The organism is Bacillus pumilus, assembly GCF_038738535.1.
Taxonomy (GTDB): Bacteria; Bacillota; Bacilli; order Bacillales; family Bacillaceae; genus Bacillus.
The window spans coordinates 863691-879844 of record NZ_CP046128.1 but is presented as its reverse complement, the minus strand read 5'-3'; the positions used below and the strand labels follow the sequence as shown (position 1 = coordinate 879844).

The following is a 16154-nucleotide window of genomic DNA, read 5'->3' as shown; positions in this document are numbered from 1 at the left end:
ACGAGTGTATCATGACCGATTGGAGTGAGTCACTGTGAAGATACATATGGAAATTTCTCATCCTGAAAACCCGTCTCTCCATGTTGGACAGATTGAATATTCGCATATTGAAGTTGGTACATCCCCTCAAATGTTAAAAGGCCGACTACGCCTGTTTCAAGAATCTTTATTCTTTGAATACGAAGATAAACTCTTAGAAGAAGTACCAGCAATCAAAGAATGGACGGATCTTTTAAAAGACGTTCCTTTCCTGCCAATTCTTGCTGATATCCAAAAGGAACAATTTATTGACTCGACCAATTCCGTACAGGATTTGTCGATATTTTTCTCTTTAAAATATTTCTTGCCCATCCTGACATTCGATGCTGATCGAATAGAAGAGCCGCTTTCACTAGCAAAACATGAGACTGGCCACATTGAATGGCAGGACGACGCGGGACTTAAGGGATTATTTTCTCATGCAAGTAAAGCACAAATTTCTCAAGACACAAAAAACATTCTGCAAATCATCCTCTTTCCGCCATCTATTTCCCGGGAAAAGAGTGAAGCTCTAATCCAATCCTTGACGAAGATGTTTGTACAAATACATGGTGGAGAAAGTAAATATGAACTTATTGAAAAAGCACTGTAGCTTGACAGTGCTTTTCACATTATACTGACATAATAAAAAACGCAACACTTCGTTTATCTATGAAACGAAATACTGCGTTATAAACAAAATTATGTATTGGAGCGGGTGATGAGAATCGAACTCACGACATCAGCTTGGAAGGCTGAGGTTTTACCACTAAACTACACCCGCATCAATTTTTCAAAAGCAACGTCATCGCGTTGACTTTTATTATGTTACAACTTTCTTAACAATTCGTCAAGAGAATATGAAGATTTTTCGTCAAAAAACTTCATATTCTCCGTATATATTACGATAGTTATTTATCGAGCTGGATATAAAATAAGTATGCATGTGACTTATTCTTCATTGCTTGCTTTGGATTCTTCTCAATCTCTTCAAGCATAGGTGAATTCCCGTCTTTCCCCATTGCTGCTGTATATGCAATCAATGCCTTTCCTCCAGAAGAGACTTTGACAGTTTCAGATTGTGCAGAAAAAACATAGTCACTTACTTTGAACGGGAAGCTTGATGTCGCTTTCGTCATTCCCTCATTCTTTTTGTCTGACCAAATACTAAATTGTGATTCATATGTATCTTTCTCATGCTTTAATTGCAAGAGCACATTCATCGTTTGGTCGGTTCCATTCTGATGTAAAGTAAAGGTGGCAGATGATGCTTCCTGATTATCTAATCGGCCATTTTTGTAATGACTCCCGATAAACGTAATACTCTTATCCTTCTTCGTTAATCCTTTTAGTGTCAAAGCCACCATTTCATTAGTGGTTGATGCTTCTAGTAAGTTTTTTTCTTTTTTTGTCAGTTTCATTTGTTCGATGGTTACTTGCTTCTTAGTAGCAGACTCCGTGTTTATTGTAGATACCGTCTTCTCGGTTGTCGTGGTTTCTTCGGCCTTCTCGCCGCATCCTGCTAATAGAAAAACAGTGAATATAAGAACACTCCATTTTTTTAACATTGAGATCCCCTTTGATGTTTTTTCTATTATACTAAAATTTGGTTGATTATACAAAAAAAGATTAGGAGGATTCTCCTAATCTTTTGCTTTTTTCTGCTTCATTGCTGATAAGAAAGCCACAATGAGAAAACTCGCGGCAAAAATCACAATCATATAAATAAAAAAGTTTGGCTTGATCTGAAAAGTAAATGCGGATGAACCTTCCATCTCAAAAGCGAGACTGTTAAATAATAAGGCATCATTCGTTTTTGATTGAAATAAATGATAGAACAATACACCGATTGTCAGCATCGGAAAGCCTAAAAATCCTAGAAAGCCACCAACAATAGCGCCTTGTTTCATCGCCTGTACGTTCATGATCGTTGTCCTCCCATTCCCCCAAGCAATAGCTGCTTCATAATGGATTTACCATCCCCCATAAATGGAAGAAGATAGAGTAATTGAATAAAATACGTGATTGAAAAAATAAAGAAACCTGTCGAAATTGGATTTTCTTTCAGAAATAATACGGTCACAATGATCCCTGCTGCCCCGATCACACCCGGGACAAGCGGCCCAAGCAGAGTAATCCATACTTGCTTTTTCTCAAACGGATCTAATACAGGTCTCACAAATTTCACAGACATCATATCACTCGCAAAAAAGCCTTGAGGACCATCCCGTCCCGCAAATTTCCGATGCGCATAGCCGTGTGCTGCCTCATGTAAGGCGGTCCCGGTAATTAATCCAAAATAAATAATAGTAAAATAAATCGCAATGGCTGCAATCGACTGGTCAGGAATGAATAAAAAAGCGATCCCTGCCATGACCATAAAAAGCATCCAGAAAAAGATGATTTTACGCGTCACCATGAGCAAAGCCGTCCCCAAAATGTGCAGGAACGAGTGACCAGTGCAATCAAATCGTTCCTTCATTTTCACTTGATACTGTTTGAAAAATTGACAACAGGCTGTCACAATCCGATATGGTGATTGATAATGAATAGACAGCAAGTGATGCTGATTTAACCCCATTATCAGTTGATAAAAGTCACGAGAAATCACAGATTCATCGACCTGAAACAAATCGGCGAGCTCTGCGGTAATACTCGCTTCTGTCCTTTTGCCATCTACTTTCGTTAACATATGATAGGCACTTTCATTAATCGGGAGTGTGCTTCCATACTGCGTATCAGTGAGAAGCCTCTTTTGTAAGGTCACATACGGCGCGAGTGCCGGTACCCGCTCAATCTTTAGCTTATTGTTAAGAAGTTGAATCATGTGAATACCTCCATGAAAAACCTTTGTATATGGCAAAGATGAGCAGACCTTCAAATGCAGCTACAAGCAGCCACTGAAGTGTTTGACTCGACTCCCCTATGACATAGTTTCCAATAAAAACAATCGGAATCATGAGTAAAATAAGTGCTCCAAATGAAAAAATGCCTGTGTAGGGATTGTTTCGATCAAGCGGAAGTAAAATACCTACCACATAAAAGAGCGCAGTGGCATTGCATAAAACAGCGGCCCCAATCAATACGTTCCAAACCTGATCAGGAAGCGTCAGCGTTGTCAGCATGAATAACGCAATTTGCAGTATACCAACAAGCAAAAGCCCGATAAACTTATACAGAGCCACTTCCCACGATCTTAGGCCAAATGTTTTGTACATCCCCAGCATTCGTTTATCATTGCCAAATGAATTGAAGGCGGTTAATCCAGCAAGAGCGCAGAGAACAAAAAACGCTTCTTCTTCAAAGCGGAATCCAAACTGATAACGGACGAATAAGATCACAATGAGGAGAATGAGAAAGTTTAAAATGTTTTCTTCATTTCGCACCTGTGATTTCATTTCCTTTACAATAAGTGACCATTTTTTTGAAGAAGAGAACGGCAGTTTGTTTAAAAAGGTTAACGCTTTTTTCTCTGCCATAATCGGCATCATCGCAAGAGAAAGAAATGCGCCGCCCGCCGATAAAAGGATGAACAGGATCAACATTGCATAATTTACCCCTTCAGGAGACATTCCTTGAGCCGCTAAGAAAAACGGTGCTGTAAAATACATCAAATGATAATCAAACTGTATATATGATTGCTGAATTTGACTGATATCAAAATGCGTCATTCCATACGCCACAACCAGTGCTAATAAAACAAAGATCGCTGCAAATTTTTGCAACGGTAATTTTAATTTCAGAACGACCAAATAGGTAATATTATAAATGAGTTGCAGAAGCATTAAGACAAAAAGCGATTGCAAAATCACCATTAAAAAGAACGTAAAGATAAAGAAAATACCGATTCCCTGGGCAATAAAGTTAGGTAAAAGCAGGATACCGATAAAAAATAACACAAGTCCTGCCACCACTGTCACCATCGGAATAAAGTATCCAAGGCTTTTCTGAAAGGTAGAAAGCGGGAACCAGCTGAGCTGCATAGAAAAACGGTCTTGCTCAGGCGTTCTGACCTTGATCAAAACGAATAACAAGCTTGTAAATATGGATGCATTGATCGCCATTGACACAACGAGTAATCCAAGTGAACGTTCATCTCCATTTAAGAAAGCCTTCATAAAGACACCCGTAAAACTGTATCCGATGATAGCTCCCATTGTGACGGCAAACAAAAAGAATAAGATCACAATGATCCGCTTCGTCTGAGTATCAAAGAGCTTATACATCTCCTGCTGCCACATTTTAAGCATCATTCTAGAAATGATTAATGATTTCATCAAAATGTGCACCCCTATCACTTAACATTGAAGCTTTCAGAAACACCTGTTCCAATGTGCTTGATTGATACTTCTCCTTTAAGGCTGAGACCGTTCCTTCATCCATTTTATTTCCCTTAGAAATAATGGCGATTTTGTGGCACAGCTCTTCCGCTGAAAGCATATCATGCGTTGAAAGCAAGATCGCACCATGGTGCTCGGCATAACGCTTCATCAGTTTCTTTGTGTTTATAACCGCTTCAATATCAAGTCCTCTAAAGGGCTCATCCATGATCACCAATTGACTATCAAGCATAAAGGCGGCAATCAGCTGTGTCTTTTTTTTCATACCATGTGAATAGGTTTCGATCGGTCTTGATAAAGCCGAGTCCATATCAAACAGTTCAATTAGTTGATTTCTTCTATGAATTGTTTTACATTCATACATAGAAGAAACAAAATCTAAATATTCAGCACCAGTCAATGCTTCAGGGAGTAGCAGATCATCTGGAACATAGGCTACTTGTTTTTTAAAGGATGGTTCGTCATTTGTGACGTCCTGCAAGAGAATCGTTCCTTCTGTATGCTTAATGATGCCGAGTATACAGTTAATCATCGTTGTTTTACCGGAACCATTCGGTCCAGCAACAGCAACGATTTGATGAGGGTCGATCTGTAGATGAAAATCATTGACAGCAGTCACGTTATTTTTATACGTCTTAGTTAAATTCTCGATCGTAAACATATAACCTCCAAGTGTCTGCATATTCTTTAAAAACAGATCAGGCTAAACCGCCCGCCACAGACGGTTTAGCCCTGGTGTCATTTCATAGAAGTAAAAAGATGAATCCTAAGTATAGCTACTTACATTCAATTTTGACTTTTAAGCCACTTTCCCACTGAACGGCTCCTGTAAAGCTACCCTTGCCGTTTGCTAAACACCAAACTGCTGCTCCTAGAACAACTGTTGCTCCCAATCCAAGAAGGACAGCAACAAATACTAAGAACCAAGCTTGGTCCATAATAGCAGGTTCCATAGTGGAATAGTCAACTTGCGGCGCTGCATAAGTCATACTTTTCACCTCCCAGCTTATGATGATCGTATCATAGGCGTCACTCTCCAAACATCAACAGAAGATCCCATTTTTGACCGAACATACTTTTGGGTAAAATGTGACTTTTTATTCAATTATTCACTTTTAAGTGTATAACCCCTCTCTTATTAACTAGGTTTTTCCACTCCATAAGAACCACAAAACCCAGATAATGGCAATTAAACCATCTTTTTTCTTCTTTTTTTGAAATAGGTCATTTTTATCATCTCCTTTATATATTCTTTCTTTTTTGTGAGATAGAAAGAATTCCCCCGATATATCAGATATAAAAGTCCTGATTATATGTCGTTATAACTCCATTTATGAAATATTTACTGATAATTCCGACAAAAAAGTGAGCATATTTTCCTTCTTCTCTTGTCACTTAAAATATGTATATACAAGAGAGATCATTGGGAAAAAAGCCCTTGCCTTCTTGAGTAACATCCAACATATGACACGCTCCTTTCTATGAAAAAGCAACCTACAGCATAGGCTTTCCCCATGATTCCACCAGCTGGCATTCTTTGTGCTTCAAATTAGATTAATCGCTTATAGAATTCATCTAAAACGATGGCGAGCATGATCTTTTCAAACAACACTTGAATGATTTGCTGCTTTCTAAAAAAACTGATCCGCACTCTCTAATGAAACAATCTCTCTTTTCACCAACATATACACCCTTCCAATTGAAATAAAAAAGTCCATCAACTTTATTGATTATTTTTTCAGATTTATCTAAAAAATGATTGACCAAGCATGAAACAAGATTTATAGTCTTATTAAATATTTCTTATCAAAGTAGTTGGTTTTATCTAACAAAAGGAGGATACACACATGTCAGAAGAACGTCCATTCCGTTTAGAAACAAAAGCCATTCACGCAGGTCAGGAGCTTGATTCAGCAACCTATTCAAGAGCCGTGCCTATTTACCAAACAAGCTCTTTCGGTTTTAGAGATAGTGAGCATGCGGCGAATTTATTTGGACTGCAGGAACCCGGAAATATTTATTCTCGCATTATGAACCCTACAAATGACGTCTTTGAAAAACGGATCGCTGAGCTTGAGGGCGGCATTGGTGCACTTGCTGTCTCTTCTGGACAAGCAGCGACAACTTATTCTATTTTAAACATTGCAGGAGCTGGTGACGAAATTGTATCCTCCAGCAGCCTTTATGGAGGCACGTACAATTTATTTGCCCATACACTCAAAAAGCTCGGCATTACAGTGAAATTTGTTGATTCATCCAACTTGGAAGAACTCGAAGCAGCGATTACAGACAAAACGAAGGCAGTGTATGCAGAAAGCATTGGGAATCCTAAAGGCGACATTCTACATATTGAAGCCGTCTCGGCCATTGCACACAAGCACCATATTCCGCTTATTGTGGACAATACGCTCGCAAGCCCCTATTTATTAAGACCGATCGAGTTTGGTGCAGACATTGTCGTCCATTCCGCTACGAAATTCATTGGCGGTCATGGTACATCAATCGGCGGTGTCATTGTCGATAGCGGCCAGTTTCCTTGGGCAGACAGTGATAAGTTCAAAGGGCTGACTGAACCAGATCCAAGTTATCACGGTCTGACGTATACCGAAGCAATTGGAGAAGCCGCTTATATCACAAAAGCACGTGTACAGCTCTTGCGGGATTTAGGGGCTGCCCTGTCTCCATTTAACTCATTTTTACTTCTGCAAGGCCTAGAAACTTTACATTTGCGTCTCGAGCGTCATAGTGAAAATGCGTTAAAAACAGCGCAATTTTTACAAGATCACCCTCTTGTAGATTGGGTAAGCTACCCAGGTCTTGAAAGCCATGAATCTTATGAGCTTGCTCAAACCTATTTGCCAAAAGGACAAGGCGCCATTCTCACATTCGGTATTAAAGGTGGACGAGGTGCTGGTAAAAAGCTCATTGATTCCGTTAAGCTTTTCTCACACCTCGCAAATGTGGGCGATTCTAAATCACTGATTATTCATCCTGCCAGCACAACGCATCAACAATTAAGTGAAGCAGAACAAAAAGCGACAGGCGTCACACCAGAACTCATTCGTTTATCTGTTGGAACAGAAGCGATTGAAGACATCCTTGCAGATCTTGAACAGGCGATCACAAAAAGCCATGCTGAATGAAATAGAAAAAGCACACCTCTGTGTGCTTTCAGCGTGTAGACAAACCTTCGCATTCTTTGTCAGTCCTGCGCTCCGGTGCTCACGAATATTTAATGCGCTCCGCTTCGATGCTCGTTCTTCCTAGACTTCAAAGGCTTTCTATCACGCTGAATAAAGACAAAGGGCTAAAATAAAGTTCATTTTAGCCCTTTGTCAACAATCTGAAGCACACCTCTGTGTGCTTTTTTTTATGAGTCATTAATCATTGAGTAGTCGAATGTCTTGGAAAGGGTAAAACACAAATGAAGTGGTTCCTTGAATATCACTCTTTGTAAAAAGACCTAAGCCATTACGGCTGTCCATTGAGTTTTGACGATTGTCACCCATGACAAAATACTTTCCTTTTGGAACGGTAAGAGGACCAAAATCAGGTGTCAGCAAGGTCCCATCTGCGGCTGCTTTCTTTTTGTTTGACGCTAAGTAAGGCTCCGCCACTTTTTGTCCATTGACATATAGCTGGTCATTTTTCATTTCAATTTTATCACCGGGTAAACCAATTAATCGTTTTACATAATGAGTGCTGCGATCTTCCCCATCAAGAACAATGATCTGTCCCCGTTTGTAATCGCCGAAGTAATCAACCGTTTTATTCACAAAAACCCGCTCTGTATTATGCAGTGTTGGATCCATAGAGGTTCCTTTTACAATATACGGTGCGAATAAAAAGTTACGAATGATAAAAACAGCAATGAATGCGATTAAGATGGCTTTGAACCAGCCCCATAATTCTGATTTCTTTTTTTGTGTTTTTGTATTTGTTGTCATAAGCTCCTCCTGAAATCCCCTAGGACGAAATGAGTTCCGCCAGCTGCACGCCAGCATCACGCTTGTATCACCCTAAATATAAACATATTTTGCCAACAAATCAAGCGGTGAGAGAGAAAAAGGCAAGCACCCTTCTGTGCTTGCCCAAAACTCAGTTACTTAGCAGAAGAATCCTCTTCTTTTTCTTTTGATTTACCATAGAAATAATCAGATGGATTCACTGGTTTAAAGTCAGACAGCTTATGGAATCGAAGAAGATCCCTATAAAGCACTTTATCTGAAAGGCTTAACTGATTATCGACACGGGCTTTAATCGCCTCTGTCTTTTTATTTTGTTTCACAACTTTACCTGTTTTTGTATCGTAGACAGTGTTATCTACGAGTGTATATTTTGGTGTCACATAGTTTCCGTTACGGAATGCAACAGTTTGATCATGCTTCTTAGAGAATAGATCTGTTCCAAAATTCACATACTCATTTGAATCAATACCTTGTAAGTGAAGAAGCGTAGGCATCACGTCTACTTCACCACCATACGTATGGTTCACGCCGCCCTGTTTGCCAGGAATACGAATCATGAGTGGTACACGCTGGTTTTGTGCATTTTGATAAGGTGTAATTTCTTTCCCTTGAATTTCGCTCATTGCACGGTTATGGTTTTCAGAAATACCGTTGTGATCACCATATAATAAAATTACCGAGTCTTTATACATACCTGATTTTTTCAAGTCTTTAAAGAATTGCTCTAATGACTCATCTAGATATCTTGCTGTTTGGAAGTAGTTATCTACTGTTTTGTCACCAGTTGTTGCCTTAGCAATTGTCGCATCTTTTTCATCTAAATTAAATGGATAGTGATTAGTCAATGTCATTAAATGTGCATAAAATGGCTTTTTCATTGATTCTAGCATCGGGATTGATTCTTTGAAGAATGGTTTATCCTTCAGACCCATATTCACAAGATTTTCTTCATCCATGTTGTAATATGAAGCATCGAAGAATTGATCATATCCCATATGCTTATAAATCGTGTCACGGTTCCAGAAAGATTTATAGTCCCCGTGAAGCACTGCGCTCGTATAGCCTGCTTTTTGATCTAGGATGGCAGGGAGTGATTGGTAAGTATTTTCACCTTTTGTCACAAACGCTGCTCCCTCTGGCAAGCCGAACATACTATTATCCATCATTAGCTCAGCATCAGCTGTCTTTCCTTGACCTGTCTGATGGAAGAAGTTGTCGAAATACGTAAAATCCTCTTTACCATGAGCTAGTTTGTTTAAAAACGGCGTCACTTCTTCTCCATTTAGTTTGTAGTCAATTAAGAAAGACTGGAAGCTTTCTAAATGGATTTTAATGATGTTTTTCCCTTTTGCTTTACCAAAATACTCTGCGTTTGGCTTCGCATAGTGAGAAGCCGTATAGTTTACAACATCCGTTAAATCTTCACTGCTCGCATTTGCTACCTGTGTTGCATTTTGTGCTGATTGTACTCCGTCATAAATCGTATAATTATAAACACCTAAGTATTTGACAACATACTTGTGATCAAATGTTCTTGTTAATAATTCTGGACGGTCCTTTTCAGCTAAATGAAGATTTACAAAAAACAGTCCTACACCTGCAGCCACAATCAGCAGTGCAAATGTCTTTTTCATTTGGAATTTCTTCACTTCTGGTCTCCAAATCACAATCGCAATCAAGATAATGATATCAAGGAAATACAAAAGGTCATGCGGCTTAATACTAGATAATACACCGCCAGTCATGCCTCCTCCAAGATTGCCTGCTTGCTTCATTGTGGAGAAAGTCAAAAAGTCATCAAAGAAACGGTAGTACGCTACATTCGCATATAAAAGTGCGGTCATAATAAAGTCAATAACAATTAAAACAATGGCAGATTTACGACCCTTCAAAAAGAGAGCCAGTCCCAAAAACACAATGGCTGAACTAAATGGATTTAATAAGAGAAGCCCCTCTTGAAAAGAACCTTTCACTCCTAAATTAAAGTCCATTTTGTAGGCAGCGTACGATTTCGCCCAAAATAAAAGGACAGCCAATACAAAAAAGCTATATTTGTTCGCAAATATTTTTTTCATAAAACCTCTTCTTTCTTAGTTATCGTTCTGATATAAATGAAATCATAAAAAATTTACATTGATTTTGCAAATGTAAATCTTCTTCACCAAGCATTCCGATGCTCTTTTTTCCGCCGGATATATGTGCTCCTTTAATATAACGTATGAGAAGCTTCAAAGGTTTCAAAAAAAAATACGAGTAAATAAAAGGAAAAATATCCATTTACACTTCATTTACACACACTTCATGTTTTAGTGGATGAAGAAAGGTTTGTAAATCACTCAGTACTACTTTACTTTTTTCATCTATTCGTGTCAAAGTAATTATAAAGAAAAGGAAGAATCACCTAGGCCTTTCGACTCTTTCACCTAAATTTATACAAAATTCAATACATAATCCATTTGTTTTTTATTGTGACTCACCCTCCAGCAATCCATGTATTTTCTCTCCCTCTGTCAATCTAAAAAAGTTTTAAGCAAAAAAAAGCTTGATTTCTCCTCCTGATGTGCGGTGTGATAAAGATATAGATTTTCAAAAAGCAGGCTGGAGGACATCACATGAAGAATAACAAACAAATAAGCGCATTTAAAGAAAGATTTTCAGAAGAAATAGATCACATCATTGCTGTCACAGGACCTTCAGGAGTAGGCGCAGGAAAAACTGGACAGGAATCTCTTTGGACCGCTTCTATTCCACTGATTGCATGGAAGGAAAAAGACCTCATCACAACCGAAAACATAAGGCTCTGCTGGTTAACAGATGAAGAGGGCTTGCGGGAAAAGCAGGCACAATTACATAAAGAATCAATCGTGACACTTCAGGTCCGAAAAGGTGAAGGTGAGTTCATGCTTGTATCACTCATCGATACAGATACACAGGATCAAGAGCTTCAAGAGATACTAGAAGAAGCTCAAAAACCTGTCTTTTACCATGATGGCATGCTGGGCACCTTTGAATTAGTGAAAGGACTAGACTTATTTGAAACAACGATCCAATGGAGCAATCAAGATTGCCTGCTCTACTTCAACCTCGAAGAAGATGAAAAAGTAAACGACTCTCTTCGAACCGCTAGACAACTCATGGAAGAGCAGACCACATGGAACTCTTCCATTAAATCATTTGCAGCAAATCAACTGATTGAACTAGCTAAAGACTGGCAGGCACAAGATGACTCCGCTGAAAAACAAGAAGAGCTCACACTGGATCAATTTATGAGCCGCATCTCTCTCGAAAGCCTTCATGCTTACCCAGATGGAGAGTTTGAAGTGTACTGTCATGACGGTGATTTATTTTGGGGACATGTCATCATTGTCTCAGGCAATATCAATGGCACGTTTCAAGATGCCCACATTGCTGGCTAAAGATTGAGGGATAAGTAATGGAGATAAAGGCTTTTCACGAATTAGAACAACTAGGAAAAACACCCATCGTGGCTAAGATTGGCGGTTTTCGTCCTGATCCAGCAGCACACAGCTGGTTTGCCAGTCATTTCTTCATCCACCCCGATCAAGGCTGGCCAGCAGATCAAGATGGTGTCATGATTCCGATCTTACAAATTTATTTACCTGAAGTGCCAGGAGGAATGAACGGATGCAATGAATGTAAGATGATTCAAATCTTTCTTAATCAGAAAGCACTTCCGATTGATATCACCAAAAACGGCGAAGGCTGAAAGCTTATTGAATACGCAACTATGGAAGGATTCGAAGTAGTTGAGACTCCAGAAGAAGTGAGAGGACTCAAACCGTTTCAAATTCAATGGAATGAAAGTGAGCAAAAGGACTTCCCTTGCTGGGAAAAAGCGTGGTCATATGTTGATTTATCAGAAGTAAATGAAAGTGAGGAAGCGACAGAACACTTCTTTAAGCAATACACAAATTATTCATTCACAAAAATCGATGGATATGGCGCATATATTCAATCCCCACCCCGTCATCAACCAGGAGAATTCATGCTGCAAATCGCCCCAGAAGAAAAACCTCGGTTTATGATTGGTGATAACGGCACGATGTATTTCTATTACGACAAAGACAAAAAAGAATGGTTGATGCACTGGGATTGTTTTTAAAGGTTTATTGAATGAAACCTTTCCTTCTTCTAAGCGTAGGAAAAAATATGGAAGGAGGAAACCAACATGGGATTCATTTTCGATATCTTTTCACTTGCTGTGTATATCCCTTTTCTACAGGTAGATGAAGAGGATATCTCTAGAAATGCAGCACATCTCAAAAAATTCAGCTGGTTTCACACGTTATTGAATGATCCAACTTTCAGGAATCTCATCATTTATCATCCAGATGTCAGACAAGTCATTGGCAGATGTAACACGGATAAACTCCATCACAAGCGATATAACTTAAAATGCGAACGTAAAGTGCTGAAAGCATTACGTCGTGCTATGTAAATGTACAAAAAGAGCTGCACTTTCCTGTGGCTCTTTTCATCGTTCTCTAAGAAAACATTTGACGCCTGGACAACTCTCCCCGTATATTATGTATAAATCCATCTTTTTCATAGAAAAGGGGGCTTTACATGCGCTTGTTTAAGTACTGGAGAAAAAAGCAGCCTAAACAGCAGGTCACTTCAGAAAAGCAAGAAGACAGCATCCCAATCAACTTCTCCACACTTCCCTTTGGCACAGACACCGTAGACGATTTTTTGTTCAACTTAGACCTAACCTCGAAGCTAACAGATCCCTATAAAGAAACAGATCCGAACAAATGAACCTAGACCTTCATGAATCCTCATCCAATCCTGGATGATTTTTTTATACTCGATGAGAGGTGTGCCCCATGAAAACATATTATATCGTCAGACATTGCCAAGCAAATGGACAATCCGAGGATGCGTCTTTAACGCCTCAAGGCATCGCACAATCTCACGAACTAGCACAGTTCTTTTCCGGTATCCACCTCAATCAGATCATCTCAAGTCCTTATAAACGAACGATCCAAACCACTGAGCCCCTTGCTCATGTGAAACAGCTCGAGGTACAAATTGATCAGCGTCTTTCTGAACGTGTGTTAAGCAGCAAACCAATGGACGATTGGTATGAGAAACTAAAGCTCAGTTTTTCGGACTTACATATGACCTGTGAAGGCGGAGAATCGAGCCAAGAAGCGATGAACCGTATTGTAGAGGCACTCTATGAACAAATAAAATTAGGAAAAGATCATACCTTATTCGCCACACATGGCAATATTATGAGCCTGCTTCTAAAACACGCCGATCCCACGATTGGAATCAAGGAGTGGGAGCAGCTAAGCAATCCAGATGTCTATGTTCTGCAATATTTTAGACCAGATCATGTAGAAATAGAGCGAATATGGCATAAGTAAAAAAACGGCAGAATGAATTCTGCCGTTTCCTCATCTATTGATGATAATAAAATGCCTCTACCCACTCATAGGGCTTCCTACGCTCCGCACACCATTTCATAAAGCCTCTTGTCTCCGTCTGCTGAAATTCCTTCCAATCCGATAAAAGCTGGTTATAGTAGACCGAATGTTTTTCAACATTGGTACGAATCCTCTTATCTTCAATCAGTGTCATGACATCTTCAATGCCCTGAATTCGCTCTTGATCTTTCTCATAGGTGCTTAAATAAAGATCTTCATGTATATGATGAAACGAATACCATAAGGCCGATAGATAGGTTTCACAAATTTGAACTATCACACGCTGCTCCTTGCTGCCTCCAAGCTCTAGTGCCTTCAATAAGTAAGGCAGCCCTTCTCCCTGATGCACGAACAAGCCTTGCCAGCGATATGGTCTTACATCCATTGGATCAAAATTCTCCCACTCTTGCAGAACGGGCTGAATCACCTCATTTACCAATGGAAACACAAGCAAATGATGACCATCCTCAAACCGTTCAATCCACTCAAACAGCCAAGCAACAAATACACGCTTTGCTTCAACCTCGTTCTCCTTCATCTCCGCAATAAAGGACTGAAGAACTTTAAGCGCATCTTTACGCAGACCTTGCTCTTTTCTCTCACAGTACTGTCTAAAAAGCGGATAATCTCGTGATCCCTCGTCTTCAATGATGGTCTGTAATATCGTCTTCGTTTGCAAGATAACAACTCCGCCCCTCTAAATTCATTCTATTTATCTCCTATAGCCAATTGTAACGTCCACATGAAACAGTACAAAGATGAGAAGCTCTTATTTATTGAAACAAAACTAGATTCCTTAACGTTGATTCACCCAATCTATATAACGCTTTTGAATCACTTCTTTGATTTTATCGTAGTTCTCCCAACGATCTTCAACATGATACACGCTTTCAGCTGCTGAGAATGTCTCCCCGTAGTCATCTAAACACAAGCCATGTTCAAAATCGAGATAATCCTAGGCGAATTCATTTCCTTCAGCATTTAGCATATTCTATTGGTCCTTCTTATTTCAAGGGAGGCAGCTACACGATCTGCTTGATAAGAGTGGTATAACGCCTAACTGCTGTTGCAAAATTTTCTAATAAGTTTATATTTTCATCTAAATAACTCGTTTTAACCACAAAAAAACGTTTCACCATTGTGGTGAAACGTTAGGTTGACGGTAAAAACCGATCATGAAACTTTTAATAGATACCGGTGGCCGGGGTCGAACCGGCACTCCGTGAGGAACACGATTTTGAGTCGTGCGCGTCTGCCAATTCCGCCACACCGGCATGATCATTAAAGAGCGCAACTTATATTTAAAAACAATGGTGCCGAGGGCCGGACTTGAACCGGCACGGTAGTCACCTACCGCAGGATTTTAAGTCCTGTGTGTCTGCCAATTCCACCACCCCGGCAGTCTTTTCAAAAAAGGCGACACCCGGATTTGAACCGGGGATAAAGGTTTTGCAGACCTCTGCCTTACCACTTGGCTATGCCGCCATTATTGGAGCGGAAGACGGGATTCGAACCCGCGACCCCCACCTTGGCAAGGTGGTGTTCTACCACTGAACTACTTCCGCAAATCAACTGGGCTAGCTGGATTCGAACCAACGCATGACGGAGTCAAAGTCCGTTGCCTTACCGCTTGGCTATAGCCCAATAATAAAATGGGGCGATTGATGGGAATCGAACCCACGAGTGCCAGAGCCACAATCTGGTGCGTTAACCACTTCGCCACAACCGCCATAGATGTTATGAATCATATTAAGAAAATTGGCAGGGGCAGTAGGAATCGAACCCACACCGGAGGTTTTGGAGACCTCTGTTCTACCTTTAAACTATGCCCCTATGAAAACAAAAATGGTGGAGGGGGGCGGATTCGAACCGCCGAACCCGGAGGGAGCGGATTTACAGTCCGCCGCGTTTAGCCACTTCGCTACCCCTCCACATTTGAAAAACAGTGCCGGCAAGAGGACTTGAACCCCCAACCTACTGATTACAAGTCAGTTGCTCTACCAATTGAGCTACACCGGCAAATAGTGGTGGCTCGGGACGGAATCGAACCGCCGACACACGGATTTTCAGTCCGTTGCTCTACCAACTGAGCTACCGAGCCAAGTATTCTTTTTAAAAATGGCGGTCCGGACGGGACTCGAACCCGCGACCTCCTGCGTGACAGGCAGGCATTCTAACCAACTGAACTACCGGACCATTTTGGTTGCGGGGGCAGGATTTGAACCTGCGACCTTCGGGTTATGAGCCCGACGAGCTACCGAACTGCTCCACCCCGCGACGATATAAAAGATATGGTGGAGGATGACGGGCTCGAACCGCCGACCCTCTGCTTGTAAGGCAGATGCTCTCCCAGCTGAGCTAATCCTCCGAATAAA

The 16154-nt window shown here is 40.3% G+C and carries 17 protein-coding genes and 14 tRNA genes; 8 read left to right on the top strand and 23 right to left on the bottom strand.

The genetic code is table 11. The features are described 5' to 3' along the window. Positions 1-34 precede the first annotated feature (34 nt). Positions 35-631 (top strand): hypothetical protein, encoded by a 597-nt coding sequence (locus GKC25_RS04260; protein WP_252067761.1) that lies wholly within the window; start codon positions 35-37, stop codon positions 629-631. A 97-nt stretch (positions 632-728) separates the two neighbouring features. Here GKC25_RS04260 and GKC25_RS04255 read toward each other — a convergent pair. From GKC25_RS04255 to GKC25_RS04225, 7 genes are all read right to left on the bottom strand, one after another. Next, positions 729-802 (bottom strand) — tRNA-Gly (locus tag GKC25_RS04255). Positions 803-929: 127 nt separating this feature from the next. Then, a complete protein-coding gene (locus GKC25_RS04250; RefSeq protein WP_034663809.1) occupies positions 930-1586 on the bottom strand; it encodes a hypothetical protein in 657 nt (218 codons plus the stop codon). A gap of 75 nt (positions 1587-1661) precedes the next feature. Further along, positions 1662-1943: a hypothetical protein gene (locus GKC25_RS04245; protein WP_060595836.1), complete on the bottom strand. Its 282-nt coding sequence runs from the start codon at positions 1941-1943 to the stop codon at positions 1662-1664. Continuing rightward, positions 1940-2845 carry a PqqD family protein gene (locus GKC25_RS04240; protein WP_187704417.1) on the bottom strand — a complete coding sequence of 302 codons (906 nt, stop codon included), beginning with the start codon at positions 2843-2845 and terminating at the stop codon, positions 1940-1942. Before GKC25_RS04240 ends, GKC25_RS04245 begins: the two co-directional genes overlap by 4 nt. Continuing rightward, complete coding sequence (locus tag GKC25_RS04235) at positions 2829-4295, bottom strand: hypothetical protein (protein ID WP_034663818.1); 1467 nt, start codon at positions 4293-4295, stop codon at positions 2829-2831. The genes GKC25_RS04240 and GKC25_RS04235 overlap by 17 nt, the downstream gene beginning before the upstream one ends. Next, positions 4273-5019, bottom strand: a complete 747-nt coding sequence (locus tag GKC25_RS04230; RefSeq protein ID WP_034663820.1) for an ABC transporter ATP-binding protein — start codon at positions 5017-5019, stop codon at positions 4273-4275. The genes GKC25_RS04235 and GKC25_RS04230 overlap by 23 nt, the downstream gene beginning before the upstream one ends. Positions 5020-5134: 115 nt before the next feature. Further along, a complete protein-coding gene (locus GKC25_RS04225; RefSeq protein WP_034663822.1) occupies positions 5135-5347 on the bottom strand; it encodes a hypothetical protein in 213 nt (70 codons plus the stop codon). A gap of 858 nt (positions 5348-6205) precedes the next feature. On the opposite strand from GKC25_RS04225, the gene GKC25_RS04220 reads away from it, so the two are divergent. Beyond that, on the top strand, positions 6206-7501 hold the full coding sequence (locus tag GKC25_RS04220; RefSeq protein ID WP_187704416.1) for a homocysteine synthase: 1296 nt from the start codon (positions 6206-6208) through the stop codon (positions 7499-7501). A 237-nt stretch (positions 7502-7738) separates the two neighbouring features. On the opposite strand, the gene lepB is transcribed toward GKC25_RS04220, so the two are convergent. After that, positions 7739-8305, bottom strand: a complete 567-nt coding sequence (gene lepB, locus GKC25_RS04215) for a signal peptidase I (RefSeq protein ID WP_034663827.1) — start codon at positions 8303-8305, stop codon at positions 7739-7741. A gap of 155 nt (positions 8306-8460) precedes the next feature. Then, complete coding sequence (locus tag GKC25_RS04210) at positions 8461-10401, bottom strand: LTA synthase family protein (RefSeq protein WP_034663829.1); 1941 nt, start codon at positions 10399-10401, stop codon at positions 8461-8463. 537 nt (positions 10402-10938) lie between these two features. On the opposite strand from GKC25_RS04210, the gene GKC25_RS04205 reads away from it, so the two are divergent. The 6 genes from GKC25_RS04205 to GKC25_RS04180 all read left to right on the top strand — a co-directional run bounded on the left by GKC25_RS04205 (position 10939) and on the right by GKC25_RS04180 (position 13719). Beyond that, positions 10939-11742 carry a DUF2262 domain-containing protein gene (locus GKC25_RS04205; RefSeq protein WP_187704415.1) on the top strand — a complete coding sequence of 268 codons (804 nt, stop codon included), beginning with the start codon at positions 10939-10941 and terminating at the stop codon, positions 11740-11742. A gap of 17 nt (positions 11743-11759) precedes the next feature. Next, a complete protein-coding gene (locus GKC25_RS04200; RefSeq protein ID WP_223249868.1) occupies positions 11760-12053 on the top strand; it encodes a hypothetical protein in 294 nt (97 codons plus the stop codon). Between the two features lie 21 nt (positions 12054-12074). Continuing rightward, positions 12075-12449: a YwqG family protein gene (locus tag GKC25_RS04195; protein WP_262417118.1), complete on the top strand. Its 375-nt coding sequence runs from the start codon at positions 12075-12077 to the stop codon at positions 12447-12449. Between the two features lie 66 nt (positions 12450-12515). Next, positions 12516-12785 carry a hypothetical protein gene (locus GKC25_RS04190; protein WP_034663836.1) on the top strand — a complete coding sequence of 90 codons (270 nt, stop codon included), beginning with the start codon at positions 12516-12518 and terminating at the stop codon, positions 12783-12785. A gap of 128 nt (positions 12786-12913) precedes the next feature. Next, positions 12914-13105, top strand: a complete 192-nt coding sequence (locus GKC25_RS04185) for a hypothetical protein (protein ID WP_034663839.1) — start codon at positions 12914-12916, stop codon at positions 13103-13105. Between the two features lie 68 nt (positions 13106-13173). Continuing rightward, positions 13174-13719 (top strand): histidine phosphatase family protein, encoded by a 546-nt coding sequence (locus tag GKC25_RS04180; RefSeq protein ID WP_095284938.1) that lies wholly within the window; start codon positions 13174-13176, stop codon positions 13717-13719. Positions 13720-13753: 34 nt separating this feature from the next. On the opposite strand, the gene GKC25_RS04175 is transcribed toward GKC25_RS04180, so the two are convergent. The 14 genes from GKC25_RS04175 to GKC25_RS04110 all read right to left on the bottom strand — a co-directional run bounded on the left by GKC25_RS04175 (position 13754) and on the right by GKC25_RS04110 (position 16147). Continuing rightward, complete coding sequence (locus GKC25_RS04175; protein WP_095284937.1) at positions 13754-14458, bottom strand: hypothetical protein; 705 nt, start codon at positions 14456-14458, stop codon at positions 13754-13756. A 513-nt stretch (positions 14459-14971) separates the two neighbouring features. Continuing rightward, positions 14972-15053, bottom strand: a tRNA-Leu gene (locus tag GKC25_RS04170). 37 nt (positions 15054-15090) lie between these two features. Next, positions 15091-15179 (bottom strand) — tRNA-Leu (locus tag GKC25_RS04165). 14 nt (positions 15180-15193) lie between these two features. Next, a tRNA-Cys gene (locus GKC25_RS04160) sits at positions 15194-15264 on the bottom strand. A gap of 5 nt (positions 15265-15269) precedes the next feature. Beyond that, positions 15270-15344 (bottom strand) — tRNA-Gly (locus GKC25_RS04155). A gap of 7 nt (positions 15345-15351) precedes the next feature. Beyond that, a tRNA-Gln gene (locus GKC25_RS04150) sits at positions 15352-15423 on the bottom strand. 9 nt (positions 15424-15432) lie between these two features. Beyond that, positions 15433-15508, bottom strand: a tRNA-His gene (locus tag GKC25_RS04145). A gap of 30 nt (positions 15509-15538) precedes the next feature. After that, a tRNA-Trp gene (locus tag GKC25_RS04140) sits at positions 15539-15612 on the bottom strand. Between the two features lie 13 nt (positions 15613-15625). Then, positions 15626-15710, bottom strand: a tRNA-Tyr gene (locus GKC25_RS04135). Between the two features lie 15 nt (positions 15711-15725). Continuing rightward, a tRNA-Thr gene (locus GKC25_RS04130) sits at positions 15726-15798 on the bottom strand. 6 nt (positions 15799-15804) lie between these two features. After that, a tRNA-Phe gene (locus tag GKC25_RS04125) sits at positions 15805-15880 on the bottom strand. An 18-nt stretch (positions 15881-15898) separates the two neighbouring features. Next, positions 15899-15975 (bottom strand) — tRNA-Asp (locus GKC25_RS04120). A 4-nt stretch (positions 15976-15979) separates the two neighbouring features. Beyond that, a tRNA-Met gene (locus tag GKC25_RS04115) sits at positions 15980-16056 on the bottom strand. Positions 16057-16071: 15 nt separating this feature from the next. Next, positions 16072-16147 (bottom strand) — tRNA-Val (locus GKC25_RS04110). Between the last annotated feature and the right edge of the window lie 7 nt (positions 16148-16154).